Source organism: Paenibacillus xylanexedens, assembly GCF_001908275.1.
In the GTDB taxonomy this organism is placed as follows: domain Bacteria; phylum Bacillota; class Bacilli; order Paenibacillales; family Paenibacillaceae; genus Paenibacillus; species Paenibacillus xylanexedens_A.
Window position 1 is genome coordinate 4,291,250 of record NZ_CP018620.1, and the last position, 17,715, is coordinate 4,308,964.

The window sequence follows — 17,715 nt, forward strand, 5'->3', positions numbered from 1 at the left end:
GTTTTATAATGATGACAATCTCGGATTACTGAGAAGGAAGGCGGAGTAGACATATGAGTGAACAGACAAAACACAAGGCAGTATCAGGAAAATATACAAAGAAGGGTACACCTAACGGCGTTACATCGATTACCCCATTTATAACAGTGAAGGATCCTTCTGCAGCAATCCATTTCTATAAAGTTGTTTTCAATGCAAGGGTGAAGGATATCACTGAGCATCCAGATGGAAATGGTAATACGATTATTCTTCATGCCGAATTAGATTTTGGAAATGGTTTTTTGCAGCTGGGGGCTGCAAACCCGGCACATCAATTGGCTTTGCCCCCAGATCAAGATCATGCATGTTATTCTTTAGGGATTTATGTCATTAGTGTGGATGAAACCATTGCAACCGCCGTATCCAGAGGGGCGAAAGTAAGAGAAGAGATTATTAACTTTGCGTCTGGTGATCGATTCGGAAGTATACTAGACCCTTTTGGCGTACGCTGGTCTATTCTTACCCGGATTGAGGATTTATCGGAAGAAGAAAGTAGTCGAAGGGTTGCGGAGTGGGCCAAAAGTGATTTCTCCATGAACAGCTAGTTCAGAGCGCATCCTAAACATGGATGCGCTCGTTTTTTACTGTCCGTAATCCTATTTATCTGTATCGGTCGAAGTATCCTCATTGAGCTTCTTATAATCTATTCCCCATGTTTCCATCACACTAATGATGGGCCTCAGCGTATTACCTAAATCACTCAAGCTGTATTCAACTCTGGGCGGTACCTCCGCATATACGGTGCGAATGACGATACCGTCTCCTTCCATGGAACGCAAATTTTCGGTTAATACCTTTTGACTGATTTCCGGAATACTTTTGCGAAGCTCACCGAACCGTTGGGTTCCTTTCAGAAGATCTCTCATGATAAGTAATTTCCACTTGTTCCCTATTAAGCCAACAGTTGTTGCTACAGGGCATTCAGGCAACTCTTTTTTGGTAAACATTTAAGCTAATCCTCCAATAGTTACTTTTTGGTTCCTATCTAATAAAAAGGTGCCTACTTTCAAAACGATTATAATGCTTATATTATAAAGCTGTCGAGGGAAAAGCAAATTGAATGAAGGGAGGGAACATATTGCAAGAAAGCTTGTGGATGCAATTGGTAAACTATTTCTCAGATCATGGGCGTGCTTTCTTCGCTCTGGGACGAGAGCATATACAGGTCAGTTTACTGGCATTGCTTTGTTCTGCATGGATCGGAATAACACTGGGATATCTAACCATCACATACAAACGCTCGGAAAAGTGGATTGTATCGCTCATTCAGATTTTGCGGATTGTACCTAGCCTGGCTGTGTTACTTCTATTAATTCCGTTGATGGGCACTGGCACGAAGCCAGCGTTGATTGCGTTAATCTTATTGGGGGTACCTCCTATACTCATGAATACCATTACCGGGTTGAATCATATTCCTCTATCCGTTCTTGAATCTGCTCAAGGGGCGGGCATGTCAGATCGTCAAATGATGTGGAAGATCAAGTTCCCTCTTGCTGCACCACTCATTCTGACAGGCATCAAAACAGCTGCCATTGAAATTATCGCCAGTGCCACCTTGGCGGCCAAGATCGGAGCTGGGGGATTCGGTGAAATCATTTTTACCGGTCTGGGACTCAATCGAATGGATTTGCTTCTAATCGGCGGGGGAGCTGTGGCAATCTTAGCCATCTTCATCGGAGTTTTGCTTGATATATCTGAACGAATTTTATTTCGATATCAATTTTTGCAAAGGTAGGAAACGACATGAAAATCAAAAAGAAAACAATCTATATCATAACTTCTCTTATCATCGTATTATCGCTTGTTTTGAGTGCCTGTAGTCAGCAAAAAAATCAGGCTTCAAAAAATAAAGAGACATCGATTCGAATCGGCACCAAAGATTTCACTGAAAATCTGATTGTGGGGGAGCTTTACGCTTTGGCCTTGGAGGATGCTGGTTACCAAGTAGAGCGTGTACCTAACATTACGGGTTCTGTGATCCATTCTTCCATTGTAAATCAAGATATCGATATGTACCCAGAATACACAGGCACCGGTTTGTTAGCCATCCTGAAGCTGGACTTATTGACTGATCCGGATGAAGTATATGCCACAGTGAAGGAAGAATATAAAAAAAAATTCAACTTAACCTGGCTGGAATATTCCAAAGCCAATGATGGAGCAGGACTCGTCATTCGTGCAGAAGCCTCGGAAAAATTGGGGATCAAGACGATTACTGATTTGCAAAAGCATGCAACCGAGCTTCGATTTGCCTCCCAAGGAGAAGTGGATCAGCGTGCAGACGGTATTCCGGCATTGGAAAAAGTATATGGCAAACTAAACTGGAAATCCTCCAAAGTCTACGACAATAGTCTCAAATATGAAGTACTAAAAAATAACGAGGCAGATGTTGCACCTGCGTATACGACGGAAGGACAACTCGTAAATAAAGATCAGTACATCCTATTGGAAGATGACAAACAAGTATGGCCCCCGTACAACTTGGCTCCTGTCATCCGGGATGAAGTACTGTCTGCACATCCAGATATTGCTGAAGTCATCAATAAGATTAGTTCGGCACTGGACACAGACACAATCACAGCACTTAATGCGAAAGTGGATGTCGAGCAAGAAGAATATGAAGACGTGGCAAAGGCCTTTTATGAATCCATCCAATAAACGTAATGGTAATATGGGGCCACCAGCCATCAAATTTCATCATGTGTGTAAAACTTATTCAAAATCCAATGAATACGCAGTTAATGATGTGAATTTGTCTATTGAAGAAGGGGAGTTTATTACGATACTAGGCTCCTCTGGATCTGGAAAAACAACGCTTTTGAAAATGGTAAACCGCTTGTATGAACCTTCTCAAGGAAACATTCAGCTGTTTGGAGAAGATATTGCGGCTATAGATCCCGTGATGCTAAGAAGAAAGATTGGTTACGTCATCCAGCAGGTTGGATTGTTCCCGCATATGACTATCGCGAAAAATATCGCTACCGTACCTCGTCTATTGAAATGGGGTAAAGAGAAAACTGAGCAGAGGGTCTCCGAATTACTGCATCTGGTGGGACTGGACCCTCGGACGTATGAACATCGCTATCCTTCCCAATTATCTGGAGGACAACAACAGCGAATTGGACTCGCCCGAGCTTTAGCGACCAATCCTGCGATCATGCTTCTGGACGAGCCTTTTGGCGCTTTGGACGCGATTACCCGTCTCCATTTACAGGACGAAATATTGAAAATCCATAGAGGATCGAATAAGACATTCCTGTTCGTGACACATGATATTAATGAAGCATTCAAGTTGGGGACCCGGGTCATTATTATGAATCAAGGTAAAGTGTGCCAGTTTGATACGCCAAAAGAAATCGTTAAGCATCCTGCCGATGAATTCGTAGCGTCGCTTATTCAATCTTCAAGGGAGCAAGAACGTTTCTGGGAGGACTTAGAATGATCGACTATGCCATCAAACATCCAGATAAGTGGGGAAATGCACTGTTTGAGCATGTGGAAATCCTGGTCATAACCATGTTGATCTCCATTATTGTTGCCGTGCTTCTAACCATCGTAGTCTTAACTTCAGACTGGGTATCACGCGTTTTCATTTATGTTTTTTCCATTCTGTATTCCATCCCCAGCCTGGCTTTGTTCACTATCATGATTCCTGTGACGGGGTTGGGTACAACGACGGCAATCATCGTGCTGATTCTATATAATCAATACATTCTTCTGCGCCACTTTATCGCCGGTTTGAATCATGTGGACCAACCTATCATTGAGGCAGCTACCGGGTTGGGCATGAATCGTTTGCAAATATTGATTCAGATTCGGGCACCCTTGGCAATTCAAACCCTTTTCACAGGACTGCGACTTGCATCTGTATCTACGATTGGCATGGCGACCATTGCTGCATTTATCAACGCAGGCGGGTTAGGGACGATCTTATATGATGGTTTACGCACCATGAATATCGATAAAATTCTATGGGGAAGCATCCTGTCCGCAGGACTTGCCCTAGCGACAAATACATTATTCATTCAGTTGGAAAAACGAATCTATATCGGAGCGGGGAGATAAATTGTGATGAAGGCAGTTGTACTGGAAGGTGCCTGTGCACCTGAAGAACTAAACGTACAGGAGGTTCCTATTCCCGAAGTTAAACCAGGCTGGGTGTTAATCAAAATCAGAGCATTTGGTATTAACCGCTCAGAAATGTATACAAGGCAGGGGCACTCACCCTCCGTACAATTTCCGCGGATCATTGGTATTGAGTGCGTGGGGGAGATCGAGGACGCATCGGATAGCACATTCCAAAAAGGACAGCATGTTGCTTCTCTGATGGGAGGGTTGGGGCGAGAATTTGATGGAAGCTATGCGGAGTATGCTTTGATTCCTTCAGAGCAGGTGTATCTCATTCCTGAAGGAATGGAGTGGACTACGCTCGCTGCCATTCCGGAAATGTATTACACGGCATACGCATCGTTATTTGAAAGTCTTCAATTAACTACGGGAGAAGTGCTTCTCATTCGTGGCGGGACCAGTTCCGTTGGCCTGGCTGCCCTCCAGCTTGCCAAAAGCGTAGGAGCCACCGTAATATCGACCACTCGTGACAGCGGAAAGCTGGCTTATCTTCAACAGGCGGGTGCGGACTTCGCAATACTGGATGATGAACATTTTACAAATAAAGTAGTTGAAATTGCTCCAAATGGCGTAGAAAAGGCGCTGGAATTGATCGGAACGGTGACCTTGAAGGAGTCTTTGCAATTAGTTTCGGAGCGAGGAATCTTATGCATGTCAGGCATCTTAGGCAATGAATGGACCCTTAATTCATTTGAACCATTGGTTGATATACCGACAGGTGTTTTCTTTACCGCCTTTACCAGTGAAGTTATTAAAGAAACGGTGTTGGTCAATCTGTTTAATCATATCAAGGACCATGCGCTTATCCCGCCCATTGCCAAAGTGTTCAAGCTTGAAGAAATAGCAGCGGCTCATCTGTTCATGGAGAGTAATACCGCGAATGGTAAAATCGTAATCATTAATGAATGAGGAGGAAAAAGTTATGAGCAATCGGATCATCCATTACAATCTGGAGACGATTCCAGACGGAGCACGACCTCACTCGGTAACTGCCACCCCAGTTCGAATGGGTAGTCGTCAGACATTACGAGTTACGTTAACGGATGAGGTATCCAAAGGGGAACCCAACGTTGATTTCATCGACATGCCGACATTCTTGAAAATTCCTGTCGAATTTAAGAATGGAACTTTATCAGTGGACATATTAAGCAGGTTACGAGATGATGCTCCGGCTTATGCACGCGGATTTGCAGGATTGGCATATCGTATAAGTGACCATACGGATGCCTTTGAAGCCGTTTATATTCGTCCGCTTAATGGCTTGAAGACACAACCTGAGGCGCCTCATGACAAACGTGCCCTTCAGTATTTCGCATACCCTGATTGGAAATTCAATCGTCTGCGAGAGGAATACCCGGATGGTCGTTTCGAAGCGGGTGCAGACATTGGTCCTGGGGAGTGGGTTAATCTTACGCTAGTCATCGATGATTCGAATCTGAAAGCATATGTTGATGAAACCGATTGTATAACTATAGATAAGACTAAAGCGACAGTAATCACTGGAGATATCGGTCTATTCGTAGACATCGGGACAGAGGCTTTCTTTTCTGACCTTCGAATTACGATCTCCAATTGATCACGTCATTGTGTGCTACTAAAAACAAAACGGTTTGAACTCATCGGATTTTGATCTTTGAACTTGATAAAAAAGTTGCGAAGCTTTGCTGCTTTGGATATGATTATCTAATGTTCAATCAAAAAAATACTTATGTAATCAATTAGTGATAAAAGATAGTGAGGTAGAAAAAATGATCGCAAGAACAGAAGAAGATTTTAATGGCTTGAAGGAAATTGGCAAAATTGTGGCTTCAATTAGAGATGAATTGGTTCAAAGAACCATCCCAGGCATAACCACTAAAGAGCTTGATGATTTGGCAGGAGAGCTTTTTGAGAAAGCTGGCGCAGTTTCTGCTCCAAAAAGTGAATATAATTTCCCGGGATTTACTTGTATTAGTGTTAATGAAGAAGTGGCACATGGTATTCCGGGAGACCGGGTTATTCAAGAAGGGGACATCGTCAATATTGATGTGTCTGGCTCCAAGAACAGTTATTTTGCAGATACGGGAATCTCGTTTGTCGTAGGCGAAGGTGAAGAAGTGTTAACGAAAATATGCGACGTTGTTAAACTGGCATTTGAAGCAGGTCTTAAAAAAGCAAAACCGGGCTCCAAAAAAAGCGGAATCGGAAAGGCCGTATTCCAAACTGCCAGACAGCATGAATTAACGGTTATCAAAAACCTTACAGGACATGGTGTTGGACGTGGAATACACGAAGCACCTGATCACATCTATAATTATAATGATCCATCGGATGATGAATTGTTAAAAGAAGGGATGGTTATCGCATTCGAGCCATTTATCTCAACTTCAGAAGAAGAAGTAGACCAAACAGGAGACGGCTGGACCTTTGTTACTAAAAACAGCTATGTAGCTCAAATAGAACATACCATTATTCTTACTAAAAATGGTCCGATTATTGTCACTCTTTAAGGTGTTCAAACTGAAAGTCGCTAAATTTAGCGACTTTTTTTATTTTATTGGTACGTCAAATTAAATCAAAATATAAACGTTCGCTTATTAATTTATGTTGAAATTATGGAAGGATTTAACGTATATTTAGATCTGATCTTTATGTTATAGACAGAGGTGATTGATTGAGCACATCAAAAAAGCGCGTTCAAGTCATTGATGGACTGCGTGGATTCAGTCTGGTCGGCATTGTGCTGGCGAATATGCTGGCTTTCCAATATGGAATGTATGGCCAGAGCAAGCCCCAACTGTTCGGGATTGGCGGAGCAGATCAGGCTTTCCTCTCATTCCTGCTGATCACTGTGGTGGGAAGTTTTATGCCGATTTTTGCATTTATGTTTGGCTTTGGAATGGTTAAGCTCTCGGAAAGCCTAAAATCACGAGATTTACGACCAAAGTGTCATCTGGCACGCCGTTTTCTACTACTGTTTGGAATCGGATTACTGCACATCATCTATCTGTGGGAAGGGGATATCCTGGCATTTTATGGTGTACTCGGTTTCTTCTTGCTCATGTTCCTTAATCGGAAGCCCAAAACGCTGCTCATATGGGCGGTACTGCTACTCATGGGAGCGGGCATACTTGGTCTCCCGGCATCTAATCCGATGAACCCGCTGGCGATTGAGTCCATTCATATGGAGAACTACATCATTCAAAGTCAGGATGTATACGGCAACGGCACATACGCGGAAATCAGGAATTTCAGTAATAACGGCGATCCATTCGGCGGGGATTTGGAGCTGTCATTTGCCCTGATAGCCCTGATGTTAGCACCACTTATGACGGTGCCGATGTTCCTGCTCGGCATGCACGCTGCCAGAATAGGCACGTTTAGCGATCCCCAAACGATGCGAGCTATGTATCTTCGCCGGGCATCATTATTGATTCCGGTAGGTTTGATACTCAAAGCATACGGTGTATTGGCACCACAATTGGGTGCGGAAGGTTGGCTCGGAATCGGAATCGGCGGGACGCTTGGAGGAGCGTTGCTTGCACTCGGATACATATACGCATTCGCGCTGTTGTATGCTGGAAACCGCCGTTTCAGCCTGATGGGCAGGTTCGAGGCGGTCGGCCGTCTCTCGTTGACGAATTATCTGATGCAGAGCGTAATCTGTACAACAATTTTCTATGGATATGGCCTGGGACTGTTTGGAAGTGCTGGCGTGTTTATCGGAGCAATTATTGCGCTTGCTGTCTACGGTATTCAATTGTGGCTCAGTCCGCTATATCTCAAGAAATTTAGCAATGGTCCTGTCGAGTACCTACTACGGATTTGGACATATCTGTCCTGGAAAGGGCAGCCCAGAAAGAAGAAAAGATCGAATTTAACTGCGAATGAAAACGCGCCTGGTGTCCAGTAAGCATAAGTGTTATCGTGAAACGCAAAAAGAAGCTCGTTCTGATAAAGAAAGGGCTTCTTTTTTTGTAAGATACTAATTTGTAACAGATAAGATACGCCAGTCGGATCCTTCCTTTTTCATAAAGTACAGCTTATCTGTTTCATCTGCTACTAAGGGGAATCACTGAAATATACATTTTGTTGCTTCACAAAAACCTCAATAATACCATCTGGAAGCAAGTTAAACCACGGATCATCGATGTAGTGAAACTTGTTAATTCCCGCTTCCTTAAGGGCAGCTGTGATTTCTTCTTTACTCGAATAGGTGACAAGATGCGGTTCAGGTAACTCCTGGCTTGAAGTATTAGATAAGGGCTTCAAGTCCGAAATTAAAGTACTGCCAGTATAGGAACTTTCAATTGTAATAAGTATATCAAAATGTATATTTTAGATAATAAGAGTCTCAAATAGCTCGAAGTTCTGTATACAAAAATAAATTCGGTACTTATTTTATTAATGGGGACGGACAGTTAAGTTTAGCCGATACAGATGTTTTTTGTACGCATTTTTCGACAAGAACATATGTTTGTTTTTTCCTTTTCTTTTGAGTAAATATTTTGTATGATACAAGAGACGTTGGTAGAGGAGGAGTTTGGATGTATCGACAAGTGGATGATTTTTTAAAGGAATGGGCAGTGGCTGTGAAAGGAACATTGCAAGTATTACAAGCCGTAACAGATGACAAATTAGGACAAAGTATTTTTGAAGGGCATAGTACACTAGGTTGGTTAGGCTGGCATTTAGTAGAAACAACAGGTTATTTTAGTCATTTAGCAGGTTTAACTGTACCAATGATTGGTCAAGATGAGCCAGTTCCAGCGACAGCAAGAGAAATTGTAGCAGCTTACGAAAAAGCAGCAGAGGCGGTCAAGGAAGAGGTAGCCAAGCTATCAAATGAGGACTTGCTAACAGAAACAGGCTTAGAAAGTCTTGCAACAAAAGGTTCATTATTACGTTTCTTAATTGACCACCAAACACATCACCGCGGCCAAATGATGGTGCTATTACGTCAAGCAGGCTTACCAGTACCGCCCGTGATGGGTCCAACAAAAGAAATGCAATAACGAATAGATGTCTTTCTTGGTAGTGGCTCCTCAAAGTTAGAGTCTTTAATAGGCGGCTGATTGATTGGTTTGAGTTCGGTATTGCATTTAAATTAGAGGTAGGTGCAAACATGATCCAATTAACAAACCGCCAGGCACGGCAATTTCTATTGCTGAAGCATGGACTTTTGGGCGAATATAAATTTAGTGAAAAGCAGGGCGTATTGGACTTTGCTCGGCAGGTCAGCTGCATTCAATACGACCCCATCGATGTTTGCGGAAAAAACGCCGAATTGGTGCTACAGTCGCGAATCAAGGGATTTACCAAGGGAATGCTCGCCGAGTTGCTGTATGAGGATAGAAGCCTTGTCGATTATCCCGACAAGAACCTAGCCATTATCTCTGTCGAGGACTGGCCGTATTTTGAGCGATACAGGCAAGCCGCAAGGCAACATGCCGAACGTTATCCCGAAATGGAAGCGTTGACTACGTAAGTACGGGTTCATATCCAAAATCACGGTGCACTAAGTTCGGATGATTTAAAATTGGATGGGGATTTCTCTTGGCAATCAGCCATCCACTGGAGCGGTGGAAACAATTCATCTCGATCGGTGCTGGAACAGATGTATTCGACGGGTGAGTTGATTATCCATCATAAAAAAGGAACCGTAAATATTACGATATAGCCAAGAAGTACATACAACCAAATCTGCTGAATGCATCAGAACCGCTGGAGGATGAGCTTGAGCATCATAAGTGGCGGGTACTGCGTCGAATCGGCTCTGTTGGTCTCTTATGGAATCGTGCGTCAGATGCATGGCTGAATATATGGGGGCTGAAAGCAGCACAGCGCACCGAGGTTTTTCGCCAGCTATTACACGAAAATCGCATTGTTGCTGTTGCTGTGGAACAAATGAAGGATATGCTGTACTGCCTCGCGGAAGATTTACCACTTATTGAAGCCGTTCTGAGAAATCAGGAGCAGAAATTGCGTTGTGAGCTTATTGCCCCTCTAGATAATTTCATATGGGACAGAAAACTGATCAACAAATTGTTTGGCTTCGATTACACCTGGGAGATTTACACGCCTGCAATCAAACGAGAATTCGGCTATTATGTGCTGCCTCTATTATATGGAGAAAGCTTCATTGGACGGGCCGAGATAATCGTGGAGCGTAAAACTGGAACGCTCGTTCTTAAAAACATCTGGTACGAGAACGGTGTGAAGCAAACAACGCAATTGCGAACAGCCTTGAACAGTTGTTTCCAAAAGTTTGCGATATTCAACGGGTGTGAGACGATTTCGGCAGAGTCTATAAACTGATATTTCCTGTATTTGTATATAGGTAATGAATTTGGATACCGTTCTGAATCGACATCCTCACCAACCATAAATTAAAAAAGGTCATTCCGCTAACGGATAACGTTAGTTTAACAAACAGGCCACAATTGGTACATTTATCACTCATAAAAGAACTCTCCAGACTAGGAGGGTTATTGCATTTTTATCCATATGTTTGCGGGTGGTGTCAGTTACGCTGGTATTGCCCCTAAAAGTAGGTAGTTTGTTCTAGCTCGAAGAATGACCATAATTAATTTTGTGTGCTTATATTACCTTTATTTGCTATACTCACTGAAGAATAAGAAATATCCCTAATGTTTCCTGTTACAATTTGTAGTTTTATAGATTCAACATATCAACTCTAATACATAAGCTAACTATTATAGTGCGGGCAGTGGTAAGGTAATGCGAAATGATAGATGTAGCATATACATTCAACTTTTTCCACTCAGGCTTGAAAGGATCGTTATTGTGCTAAAAATTATTAATTTTCTTCTTTTCTTGCTGATCATATGGGTAGTTATCTTTTATCCTTTTCGTTTTGCTTGGTTTGAAGGTTTGAAACAGATTCCTGCAGATCTTCATGTTGTTTATTTACTTTTCTTGTTCTTTGGATATCTGATCTGCTCAACCGCTATGGGACTTATGGTTGGCAAGATGTTTTTTAAACGAAAAGAACAGTGAGTATGGAGGTTTGAGAATGGACAGTGACATTTTAATCAATCAATTCTTAGAACTTTTTCCTGAATTCCACGATTGTTACATAGAACATTTGGATTTAAATCAAGAGTTTCTAGGACATGTGTTTTTTGGTGATGAAGTGGCTACTTATGTTGAAGGATTGCTTTGTGAAAATGATGACACAGAACAAATTGAGAAGTTTTTCAATTTTTTTGAATGGATGGCAACTCAAACGAGCCTTTATATTGTACAAGTGTTATCTACTACAATCTTGTATGATCTAGGTGGGCATACCGATATTTTAAAAAAAGCTCAATGTTATATGAAGCCGCATACTAAAAGACTTTCTCAAGAAATAGAAGATCTGCACTCAGGGAAATATTTTTCATGGAATACTCTGCTGGAGATTAGGTATTCAAGAGTTTGAATCGTTGGTTTTATAATATCATTCAAAGTCGCTAAAGCAGCGGCTTTTTTTTATTTTATTCATGTAATTGCCTATCTCAAAGGTTGAGGGAAAAGAACTTATTCCAATGATCGATTAGATAATTATGGATAACTTTTGCTTTTGATACGCCTCCAATCGCATCAACCAGTGGGGTGGAAGCAATGAAGGAGTTTGCTACATTACAGAGTTAAGCCTGATCTGCCGGGATTATTGACTTGGGCAGCGACTCAGCGAATCTGGAAAAGATTTATGTGTGTACATTCCGTTTTTCTAAATCTCAGCAGTCAATAGGCTTGTGGGATTTGCTTTACGCCATATGAATCGGAGGGATATTTGTTATTTACAAATTTTGTTCTATATATTATAGTCATTAAAGACAATTTATATCTACAATTTTAGTTCCAAACAAGTGAACCGTAAATGCTCTGGCAAATACAATTAGGTGAGGAGTATGAAAATGAATCCTAAGATACAAAGAAAAATTGAGCAGTTGGAGAATATCGAGAGGTTCCCAGCAGAGGAGTTATTTGAATTTATACAGCTTAATAAAGAGGACGAACTATTAGACCTTGGGGCTGGCACAGGTTATATAAGCTTTGCTTTTGCTAATTATGTGAAAAGAGTAGTTGCATTGGATTACGATGCTGATATTTTACAGTATCTAGAGGTGAAAGCTAAGGAAAAAGGCATAACCAACATTGAAACCACTGCCGCAAATTTCAAAGAGATGCCACTCGCGAACGAAAGATTCGAAAAGGCCGTTGCTTCCATATCGTTACACGAAGTTCAACCTCTTTCGTCCGTACTGCTTGAAATCCATAGAGTATTGAAAGACAAAGGGATCTTTGTGTGCATTGAATTAGAGGAGTCGACGAAGCCTACTGGTCCAAGAGTTTCATCCAAGGAAATGGAAAAGGAAATTGTAAAGGCAGGTTTCTCAGTTATTAATACGATCCATTTACCAACACAAGTTGCTAACCAACCCATCTATATCATCCTTGCACAGAAAAATAAATAAGTTCAATTTATAGAAGCCACTCCATTCGTCTGGGGGGCTTCTTCTTTTGCTAATGTTCAACAGCATCATAACTAGGAGCACATTTTTTCGGAGAACTGAGAGGCAACTAACGCATTAAATAGGAACAGTTTCCATCTGGACATATATCCTTTGTCTTAAGACATGGGAAAAATAGGTTCTTGAATTTCTTTCCCGATGTACAGCCGAATCCGAGATTGTGATAGGCTGTATCTACAAAAGTATTACACGTTTTAAATGGAAGGGGATAATTTACCTGAATCAGGAACTTGCGACAACGATTGCTATCGAATTTAAGAACAATCAGAAGGTATTGAATGCGATCGGAGACGAGACTCGGCAAGCCATCCTCATAGCCTTGATTCAAGGGCCGCAAAAACCCGGCATGCGCGTAGGAGAGATCAGGATGAAAACTCACCTTTCCCGACCGACCGTATCACATCATCTGAAAATATTGAAAGAATCACAGATAATAAGTGTTCGTAAAGAAGGAACTCTCAACTATTACAGCCTTGACTCCGGTAGCAAGTTGAAATTATTGAAAAACCTGGTGAACGAGATAGAAAAGTTGCTAACGCAATGTGAAGAACAAGCTTCGGAACAAGAATTAGGAAACATGGGGAGGGGGAGTTGCGAATGAATCAGACAGTCGCAGCGGCAAACGGAGTGGACATTCCTCAACTCGGGTTCGGCCTATATAAGATCAAAGACAGGGGGACTTTTGAGAGGACTGTCGAGGAGGCTATTCGAATGGGTTATCGCCATTTCGATACGGCCAAAATTTACGGTAATGAAGCGGCACTAGGTCGGGTCATCCAAAATAGCGGCATTCCCAGGGAGGAGTTCTTCATTACCTCCAAGGTATGGACGACAGACCTGGAGTACCGTGCAACGAAAAAGGCGTTCGAGCAGACTTGCCAGAAGCTGAACGTAACGTATCTCGATATGTATTTGATTCATTTTGCCGGTCCTCAATACGTGAATGCCTGGAAGGCGATGGAAGAATTATACGACGCAGGTAAAATCAAAGTTATAGGTGTAGCCAATTTCGAGATCCGGCATCTGGAGCATCTGAAGAAGCATTCCCGGATTTCGCCGATGGTAAATCAGATCGAGACCCATCCGGAATTTCCGCAACACGGAGTGCATGATTATATGGTTCGGCATCGGATTCTGCATGAGGCTTGGGGACCGTTGGGGCAGGGAAGCAAAGCGCTGCTGGAGCATCCGGAGCTGGCGGCAATTGCCCTTTGCCATCAGAAGTCGGTTGCCCAAGTCATTTTGCGCTGGCATTTGCAACGTGGAATTATTGTCATCCCCAAATCATCGAATCCTCAAAGGATTAAAGAGAACAATGAAATATTCGACTTTGAGTTGAATGAGAAGGAAATGGAACAAATACGACGATTGGACACGGGTAAGAGATATTCCGTAAGTCCGAATGGCTACATGGTCAACCCGATTTATATCCATTTAATGAAGTTATTTATTCGCTCTCATTGATGGATCATAATTCGATTTTGAACAACAACCGAGTACTCAAATTTGGTGGTCGTTCCCCAAAAGATTCTTTCTTCCCGAACATAAAGCGACACTTCGATTCCCGAAGTCCAGTTGAGTATATAAAAAAGGTGTCTATAGGTAATTGTTTTATTGGGGCTGTCCTGTGAGTCATGAGCATGACCGGGTACAGCCCTTTGTCAGGATTATGCAGTTCTAACGCCCTAGCACACGCTATTTGCTCCCATTTGCATAGGTTTGAATTCTAACGAATCATAGAGACGTTATTTCATCGAGTTGGTCCATTTATATGATGTTTAGGCGGTTTACGATGGAATAAAGTTAATGAGGTTCGTTACATGCTGCGTTCCTTAAAAAGTCGCCGTATAGAGTACGGTAGATTCGTTAGCGCTTGAAGCGAAGGGAATTCCTTTTGAGGTAGTCCCATCTTTACATTTCATTCCTTGTTCTCAGTGTTCGATTTGAATATATTGTAAATCTATATAGAGCTATGATAAGATGAGTATAGATCCATTTGAATGAGGTTACCTAAATCAAAATTTGGGAGTGTTATTATATTGAACAACAATAACATTAAAGTTGGTGTCTCTAATAAAGAAGGCCAGTTAGGTTTTGTCTTTTCGAGAGGTGGTCTGCGAGAAGGTTCCGGGAGAAAGAGTATAGGTGTGACTAAAAAAATATCTTTAACTCTAACAGAGGACATGTGGGGAAAAATCGAAAACCATTGCACAGAGCATAAACTTTCTCGTTCGGAGGCTATACGTAACATCATTGAGTCCTTCTATACAAAATAATTTTTTTATTCGAGGTAGGTGAGGTCTTTGCTGGTAGAGATAACAAAAAATTCTCTTATGAATGCCATACAATATGTGATAAAGGCAGTAGCAGCAAATAGTTCAATACCTATTCTTCAAGGAATACATATTCAAGCAGGTGCAGATGGCGTTACTTTTACGGCAAGTAATACAAGTATGACGATACAGTCTATGATTGCTCAAGATGGTGTTTCTCTGACTGTAAAAAGAACAGGGGCTATTGTTATACCATCGCGTTATTTTCACGATATTATTCGTAAATTTAATCATGACAAAGTTATACTTGAAATTAAAGAGCCAATGATTCTTTCGATTGTATCCGGTCATTCTCAATTACGTTTATGCGGAATGGACCCTACAGAATTCCCTTCCAACGATGATGGAGAGGCGTTCCCTTCTACTAAACTACGCATTAATACTACCTTACTTCGTTTGACTATTAAACAGCTAGCAATCGTAGCATCAACGTCCGAGACGAGCCCCATATTAACAGGAGTTTCTTTGGAATGCAGTAATGATCGTCTAAACCTAATTGCTACAGATGGAGTGCGGCTTGCATACCGCGCTTTGCATTTAGAAGATGCTACCCACAACAGTTTGAACGCTGTTATTCCAGCAAAAAATCTCTATGAATTATCGAAAATATTAAACAAAACAGATGACACAACTGAAATTGAAGTGAGTAATAATCGAGTTAAATTCGTGACAACTGGACTGAAAGTGGAGTCTGCTCTTATTGAAGGAACGTTCCCATCCATAAAGAATGTAATCCCTCAATCTTATTTGTGTGAAATCGCAGTTGATACAGCATGTTTGTTGAAAGCAGTTGAATGTGTAACTGTGATGGCTAGTGAACAAGTGATTAGATTAGTAGCTAATACAGACACATTAAAACTAATGTCCAAAACAGCCGATGTTGGAGATATTCAGAATGAAATTCCACTATTAGAGATGTGTGGGGAAGAATTTGTGGTATCAATAAATGGAAAGTTTTTTATCGATATACTTCGCAATATGGATTGCGCTAGCGTCCTATTAAGATACGCCGGGAAAACAAGTCCCATCGTCGTACTTCCAGATGATTCGCTCATGTCAACTCTGTTTTTGATTACTCCAGTGATGACCCGGTGAACCGTATCATAAATAACGGCAAGTTTTTTACTGACTTTTTCGTGCAGAAATTGCAAGGTATTCATTATTTATTTCCCATAAAATTACCTTGAAGGGAGGGAGTACGATGGATTGGTTAGACAGGATGAATAGTGCCATGGAGTATATCGAAACAAATCTAGAAAACACTATTTCATTTGATAAAATCGCACAGAGAGCCTGTTGCTCTACCTATCATTTTCAAAGAATGTTTCCATTTATTACTGGCGTATCGTTATCGGAGTATATTCGACGTCGACGGTTGACGTTGGCGGCATTCGAACTGCAGACAACAGGCTCAAAGGTTATTGATGTAGCCATGAAATATGGATATGATTCGCCGGAGGCGTTTGCACGGGCCTTTAAAAATCTTCATGGCATTATGCCTACATCTGCGCGTGATACAGGCGTTTCTCTGAAAGCCTATCCTCGAATGTCCTTTCATATTTCAATAAAAGGGGATGTCGAAATGAATTACCGTATTGAGCAAAGAGATTCTTTTGAGATGTTTGGAGTATATGGAATTATAAATGCAGACCAGAAAACAGCCTTCTCTGAAGTTCCTCAATTCCGTATAAAATGTGATGATGATGGCAGCGTTGATCTTATGAACGACTTATTGGGACGTTTTGGTGATACCATGTTACATGCCGCCCTTTATGATCACACTAAAGAATCTTTCAAATACATGATCTGTTATCATGTACCTAAGGGGTTTGAGATTCCGGAGAGATTCACAAAACTTGCTATCCCAACATTAACGTGGGCGGTCTTCCCGGAGCCGCAGTGTGATATGCAAAAACTATGGGAACGAATCTATTCTGAGTGGTTTCCGACATCTGAATACGAACAGGTTGAGGGCCCTACTTTCGAAATGTATTATGGAATGGCACGGCATGGGAATGTTTCAGGAGAAATCTGGATACCGGTGAAGAAAAAATAACGCTTTTATACGAGCGAAATGCAGGCGTTAACGAAGATGAAAACTGAACAAATCTAGATTATTATAGGGTCATCCCCACAAAGGATGGCCCTATAACTTGCCGTTGCACATAGCGCGGAGAACCTTAACACAAATAGAGGGATAGGGATAGGGATATTGTTCGATTATTTTATCTTGAGGAGGTTGTTTAGTATGGATATTAAAATTCGAGAAATTATATCAGATGATTATGCTGAAGTTGTTCTTTTATGGAATGATGTACTTGAAATTCGTAATGTTAATGATGCAAACTTCCGAGTGACTATGGAAGAGATGAATAAGGCCGGGAATTACAAAACATTTGTCGCATTGATAGAAAATAATGTGGTCGGTTTTGTAACTATTGTACAGGCATTATCCGTAGGAGTTCCAATTGGTTATCTACATATTCAAGCTCTTGCTGTTAAAAGGGAGCTGCAAAATAGAGGGATAGGTACAAAACTACTAAGACAGACTGAAAATTATGCTAAAGAACGGGGAATATCAAGTATTATTTTATGTAGCGGAATGAAGCGAACCAACGCCCATGCTTTTTATGAGCATAACGGCTATGACAGAGATTCATATTGCTTTGATAAGGTGATCGACTTAACCCATTAAT

The 17,715-nt window shown here is 41.5% G+C and carries 21 protein-coding genes; 20 read left to right on the forward strand and 1 reads right to left on the reverse strand.

Annotated features, from left to right (window positions below; genetic code table 11):
- The first annotated feature begins 53 nt into the window (after positions 1–53).
- Positions 54–584, forward strand: coding sequence for a VOC family protein (locus tag BS614_RS19020; RefSeq protein ID WP_074095130.1), 531 nt, complete (start codon positions 54–56; stop codon positions 582–584).
- 51 nt (positions 585–635) lie between these two features.
- On the opposite strand, the gene BS614_RS19025 is transcribed toward BS614_RS19020, so the two are convergent.
- Positions 636–986 carry a winged helix-turn-helix transcriptional regulator gene (locus BS614_RS19025; protein ID WP_074095131.1) on the reverse strand — a complete coding sequence of 117 codons (351 nt, stop codon included), beginning with the start codon at positions 984–986 and terminating at the stop codon, positions 636–638.
- A gap of 131 nt (positions 987–1,117) precedes the next feature.
- Between BS614_RS19025 and BS614_RS19030 the strand changes: the two genes are divergently transcribed.
- From BS614_RS19030 to BS614_RS19120, 19 genes are all read left to right on the forward strand, one after another.
- On the forward strand, positions 1,118–1,774 hold the full coding sequence (locus BS614_RS19030; protein WP_167544407.1) for an ABC transporter permease: 657 nt from the start codon (positions 1,118–1,120) through the stop codon (positions 1,772–1,774).
- Between the two features lie 8 nt (positions 1,775–1,782).
- The gene (locus tag BS614_RS19035) at positions 1,783–2,697 is read left to right on the forward strand and encodes a glycine betaine ABC transporter substrate-binding protein (RefSeq protein WP_074095133.1); all 915 of its coding nucleotides are present in this window, start codon (positions 1,783–1,785) and stop codon (positions 2,695–2,697) included.
- Positions 2,698–2,710: 13 nt separating this feature from the next.
- A complete protein-coding gene (locus BS614_RS19040; RefSeq protein ID WP_074096905.1) occupies positions 2,711–3,481 on the forward strand; it encodes an ABC transporter ATP-binding protein in 771 nt (256 codons plus the stop codon).
- Complete coding sequence (locus tag BS614_RS19045; RefSeq protein WP_074095134.1) at positions 3,478–4,104, forward strand: ABC transporter permease; 627 nt, start codon at positions 3,478–3,480, stop codon at positions 4,102–4,104. The genes BS614_RS19040 and BS614_RS19045 overlap by 4 nt, the downstream gene beginning before the upstream one ends.
- A 6-nt stretch (positions 4,105–4,110) precedes the next feature.
- A complete protein-coding gene (locus tag BS614_RS19050; RefSeq protein WP_074095135.1) occupies positions 4,111–5,076 on the forward strand; it encodes a zinc-binding alcohol dehydrogenase family protein in 966 nt (321 codons plus the stop codon).
- 13 nt (positions 5,077–5,089) lie between these two features.
- Positions 5,090–5,743, forward strand: coding sequence for a hypothetical protein (locus tag BS614_RS19055; RefSeq protein ID WP_074095136.1), 654 nt, complete (start codon positions 5,090–5,092; stop codon positions 5,741–5,743).
- 172 nt (positions 5,744–5,915) lie between these two features.
- Positions 5,916–6,656: a type I methionyl aminopeptidase gene (gene map / locus BS614_RS19060; RefSeq protein WP_074095137.1), complete on the forward strand. Its 741-nt coding sequence runs from the start codon at positions 5,916–5,918 to the stop codon at positions 6,654–6,656.
- A 164-nt stretch (positions 6,657–6,820) separates the two neighbouring features.
- Positions 6,821–8,059 (forward strand): DUF418 domain-containing protein, encoded by a 1,239-nt coding sequence (locus BS614_RS19065; protein ID WP_074095138.1) that lies wholly within the window; start codon positions 6,821–6,823, stop codon positions 8,057–8,059.
- A 634-nt stretch (positions 8,060–8,693) separates the two neighbouring features.
- Positions 8,694–9,161, forward strand: coding sequence for a DinB family protein (locus BS614_RS19070; RefSeq protein WP_074095139.1), 468 nt, complete (start codon positions 8,694–8,696; stop codon positions 9,159–9,161).
- A 110-nt stretch (positions 9,162–9,271) separates the two neighbouring features.
- Entirely contained in the window at positions 9,272–9,634 is a 363-nt protein-coding gene (locus BS614_RS32175; RefSeq protein ID WP_244898160.1) for a DNA glycosylase AlkZ-like family protein, read from the forward strand.
- A 236-nt stretch (positions 9,635–9,870) separates the two neighbouring features.
- Positions 9,871–10,464 carry a DNA glycosylase AlkZ-like family protein gene (locus BS614_RS32180; protein WP_244898344.1) on the forward strand — a complete coding sequence of 198 codons (594 nt, stop codon included), beginning with the start codon at positions 9,871–9,873 and terminating at the stop codon, positions 10,462–10,464.
- A 718-nt stretch (positions 10,465–11,182) separates the two neighbouring features.
- On the forward strand, positions 11,183–11,590 hold the full coding sequence (locus tag BS614_RS19085; RefSeq protein WP_074095141.1) for a DUF7674 family protein: 408 nt from the start codon (positions 11,183–11,185) through the stop codon (positions 11,588–11,590).
- A gap of 478 nt (positions 11,591–12,068) precedes the next feature.
- Positions 12,069–12,629, forward strand: a complete 561-nt coding sequence (locus tag BS614_RS19090) for a class I SAM-dependent methyltransferase (RefSeq protein WP_074095142.1) — start codon at positions 12,069–12,071, stop codon at positions 12,627–12,629.
- Positions 12,630–12,894: 265 nt separating this feature from the next.
- Positions 12,895–13,287, forward strand: a complete 393-nt coding sequence (locus BS614_RS19095) for an ArsR/SmtB family transcription factor (protein ID WP_084174915.1) — start codon at positions 12,895–12,897, stop codon at positions 13,285–13,287.
- Entirely contained in the window at positions 13,284–14,150 is an 867-nt protein-coding gene (locus BS614_RS19100; RefSeq protein ID WP_074095143.1) for an aldo/keto reductase, read from the forward strand. Before BS614_RS19095 ends, BS614_RS19100 begins: the two co-directional genes overlap by 4 nt.
- Before the next feature lie 575 nt (positions 14,151–14,725).
- On the forward strand, positions 14,726–14,962 hold the full coding sequence (locus BS614_RS19105; protein ID WP_167544408.1) for a ribbon-helix-helix protein, CopG family: 237 nt from the start codon (positions 14,726–14,728) through the stop codon (positions 14,960–14,962).
- Between the two features lie 27 nt (positions 14,963–14,989).
- Entirely contained in the window at positions 14,990–16,114 is a 1,125-nt protein-coding gene (gene dnaN, locus BS614_RS19110) for a DNA polymerase III subunit beta (protein WP_074095145.1), read from the forward strand.
- 106 nt (positions 16,115–16,220) lie between these two features.
- Positions 16,221–17,075, forward strand: a complete 855-nt coding sequence (locus tag BS614_RS19115) for an AraC family transcriptional regulator (RefSeq protein WP_074095146.1) — start codon at positions 16,221–16,223, stop codon at positions 17,073–17,075.
- 192 nt (positions 17,076–17,267) lie between these two features.
- Positions 17,268–17,714, forward strand: a complete 447-nt coding sequence (locus BS614_RS19120; protein ID WP_074095147.1) for a GNAT family N-acetyltransferase — start codon at positions 17,268–17,270, stop codon at positions 17,712–17,714.
- The last annotated feature ends 1 nt before the right edge of the window (position 17,715 follow it).